Source organism: Syntrophomonas sp. UBA1041, assembly GCF_002316705.1.
Taxonomy (GTDB): Bacteria; Bacillota; Syntrophomonadia; order Syntrophomonadales; family Syntrophomonadaceae; genus DTU019.
In genome coordinates this window covers 1-3,172 of sequence record NZ_DCEA01000035.1, presented here as the reverse complement: position 1 = coordinate 3,172, position 3,172 = coordinate 1, and the positions used below count along the sequence as shown (strand labels likewise).

The following is a 3,172-nucleotide window of genomic DNA, read 5'->3' as shown; positions in this document are numbered from 1 at the left end:
CCTGCCCGGAGATATTTATGGATGAGGGAGATGACTCTCCCATCCTTAATGCTCCGTGACAGTATCTCTATCAGTTTGCTTTGGTTCACTGTGTGGTTGGTAGAAGACGGCCTCGGGAATCCCCCTTGTACCGTCAGCCCCAAGCAGAACCCGGCGTGCGGATTTCCCGCACCGGGCTCCCCAGAATGATTCGCAATTACAACTCGTCATGTGTTCGGGTGGAGCAACGTAGCGTACGGGAGTTGAAACCACTCTCTGTTCTTTAGGTAGCTCCAATAGAGCCGATGTCTCTGGCTTCTCCTTCTGAGCGATCTAATCCACTGCCCCCATAGTGCGGGCTCGACCTTGCCCCGTCTTTGGCCGACCGGTTCATCAATTCGATTACGGCCTGGTACTTCTCCTCAAGCCCTTCAGACCCCACCTCACGGTAGGCGCCCTGCCCTCCGGGTATCCCCCGGCCTCCAAGATATTACCCCTGGATTTGGATATAGGTCCCCCAACCCGAGACCCAGCGGGACTTTAACCCACCTGACAAATGCGCTGCCACGCGCACATTATGGCTTCATCTGACTCCTCACGATAAATCTTGTTTCAACCGGCTTTAGCAAATGCGCTTCCGCCGTCCGTGAGGCCTCCCCGGGTAAGAACGCAGTCTTTCTCCCCATCTGCCTGCCGCATTTACACAAACTGTTTCCGTGTGGCTATTGGACTTCGACTTGTGTTGCAGCCTTATCCACAGTTTGTGCCTGATGCGATTTCTGTTCGTCAGGCCGGAGATTTGCCGCCGCCTTCCTTCATACTCCACCTCGCGATGGACGCACTTGGCCTTGGCTATACACTTCCCGCCACCAGGCGTGTTCGGGACTTGCACCCGTTAGACCGCGCCCATGCCGGGCGCACAACAAAAATGCACCGTTCCTTGATTGAGGAACGGTGCATTTCGCCTTCTTTATGTTTAGATCTGTCGTACTGACATATTGACTTGAAAAACCGTATCCGAATTATATGTGTCGGTAATGGATTCCAAAATGGTGGCGACCACCTTGGTAGATCCCTGGATAGAGATATCAAACGATACTTTTTCATTTTCAGTATTGACCACTTTGCGTACGGTTTTCTTGACCTTCTGCTCCCCATCCTGATCCGCAGCCATAACCGGCGCAGTTTTTTTGACGGTTTTATTCTTCTTTTTGTTTTCCTCGTTGAGATTTCTTTTCTTCACCATATAGTAGTATTTGTTTCTGCTCAGGCCCCAGGCCTCGAGGATACCGTTGATGCCCAGAGCGTTTTTCATTTCACGATGAACCGCAGCCTGTTCTTTGTGTGGCAGTTGATTAAATTCATCAAGTGAAATAATATCCATGTTGCCAATACCTCCTACAATTATTAGACTAATTCCATTATTGCCCCAACCGTCAATTAATATAACTTCAACTTCAACCATGCTTTAATAATTATTTGTCAGCACTAAACAACAAAATAGAAAATGATCTTCAGCATCGTATGCATTCGCATACAACTGCCGAGCACATCCGGGTATGAAGCACAGCAGAAAATTTCAAACGGCAAGGTTGCAGTAGAAAGTCAGTCAAATACAACGATCCGGTTATATGCTGCAAAGCTACTTTTTCTTGAGCTGACGGTATAAATACCCAAATAGAGTATAAGCTAATGGCATATATCGCCTTGTAGGGTGAAGTAATCACACCAAAAACCAGAAGTGTTTATCTCCGGCCTGGAATGCTGGGTTGGATTGAGCTTGTTTTAAGGAGGTTTAAGCAACTTATGAACAACCAGGTTATATTGTGGTCTATGTTGGTTCTTCCCTGGGCAACCCTGTTTTTCATAAACAAAAAGGACCTCAAGCGCTTTATGCCGGTGACACTGTTGTCTATAGTCACCACCTCGATCATCATGGAGTCCGGGATTACACTGGGGTTGTGGAATATCCGCCAGACCGTCTATCCTCTTAATCAAACCATACCCTATATATACGGCCTGGCCCCAGTAGTGACCCTGTGGTTGTTTAAATACACCTACCAGCGCTTCGGGTGGTTTCTAGGTATTGACGCTGTCTTCAACCTGTTTTTCGCCTTTGTTTTCACTCCCTGGCTGGCCAGCCGCGGCATCAAGGACTTCATGACCAGCAGTCTGACCCTGTTCCTCATCATCACTGCGTTATCGCTATTGTTATATCTTTACCAGATGTGGCAGGAGGAAGGGCTTCCTAACAAGAGCCTGCTTTATTCCCGGCTGCAGACGGCCAACAAACCCGACTACCGCCGCGATGAGCAACACTGATAGTCATAAGCGATCCCACAGCCGGTGTGATAAAGATCTCCAACCAACATAAACAGCCAATTATGCAACACTATACGAATACCCGATTACATGGCTTGTTCGTAGATAGCCATCACTTCTTCAAGGTACCCTTTGCGAGGATTGGTTAAACACACAATATCTTTAAGAGCATTTTGCGACATGGTTTCGATGTCCTGGTACTGAACGCCCAATTCCCGAAGCCTTAAGGGCAGTCCGACCGTTGAGGCCAGTTCCATGAATGACTGGGAAAAAATATCTACTGCTTCAGACCTGTTATGAGCGGTTTTATGCAGGGTCTCACATATTTTGATGAGGCGCTGTTCAGGTATGGAAGGGGCGTTGAATTCCAGAACGTGAGGGATCAAAACCGAATTATTGTTGCCGTGAATTGTGCTATAATGGCCTCCCAGCTGATGCGCCAGAGCATGAACATATCCCAACCCGGCGCTGTTGAATGCCGAGGCCGCCATAAAGCTGGCGTACATCATCTTTTCCCGGGCTTCCAGATCATAACCATTCTCATAGGCCCTGGGCAGGTATTCGAAGACTATTTCCAGGGCTCCTAAAGCCAGGGCATCTGTGGTAGGTGAGGCCTCTGTTGAAACAAAGGCTTCGATAGCGTGCGAGATCACATCGATTCCGGAAGTGGCCGTAACCTCCCGGGGCATCGAACTCATGAACAAGGGGTCGTTCACAGATATATAAGGGGTCATCAGGGGCGAAGATATGGTCATCTTTACCTTTCTGGATTCGTCGGTGATGATGGCCGTCATGGTCAATTCGGCGCCGGAACCGGCGGTGGTGTTTATGGCAATCAACGGGACCGGCAGAATGTGTGAAAACTAGTCCA

The 3,172-nt window shown here is 48.8% G+C and carries 4 protein-coding genes and 1 pseudogene; 1 reads left to right on the top strand and 4 read right to left on the bottom strand.

Features of this window, described 5'->3' with window-relative positions; translation table 11 throughout:
* From B2633_RS05845 to B2633_RS05835, 3 genes and pseudogenes are all read right to left on the bottom strand, one after another.
* Positions 1–92, bottom strand: a pseudogene (locus B2633_RS05845) (reverse transcriptase domain-containing protein); the annotation flags it as partial.
* A 170-nt stretch (positions 93–262) separates the two neighbouring features.
* Positions 263–421 carry a hypothetical protein gene (locus B2633_RS05840; protein ID WP_483169724.1) on the bottom strand — a complete coding sequence of 53 codons (159 nt, stop codon included), beginning with the start codon at positions 419–421 and terminating at the stop codon, positions 263–265.
* A 534-nt stretch (positions 422–955) separates the two neighbouring features.
* On the bottom strand, positions 956–1,363 hold the full coding sequence (locus tag B2633_RS05835) for a hypothetical protein (protein WP_483169723.1): 408 nt from the start codon (positions 1,361–1,363) through the stop codon (positions 956–958).
* A gap of 422 nt (positions 1,364–1,785) precedes the next feature.
* Between B2633_RS05835 and B2633_RS05830 the strand changes: the two genes are divergently transcribed.
* Complete coding sequence (locus B2633_RS05830; RefSeq protein ID WP_483169722.1) at positions 1,786–2,301, top strand: hypothetical protein; 516 nt, start codon at positions 1,786–1,788, stop codon at positions 2,299–2,301.
* A gap of 86 nt (positions 2,302–2,387) precedes the next feature.
* Here the strand turns inward: B2633_RS05830 and B2633_RS05825 are convergent, their stop codons facing one another.
* Entirely contained in the window at positions 2,388–3,140 is a 753-nt protein-coding gene (locus B2633_RS05825) for an iron-containing alcohol dehydrogenase (protein WP_483169721.1), read from the bottom strand.
* Positions 3,141–3,172 lie beyond the last annotated feature (32 nt).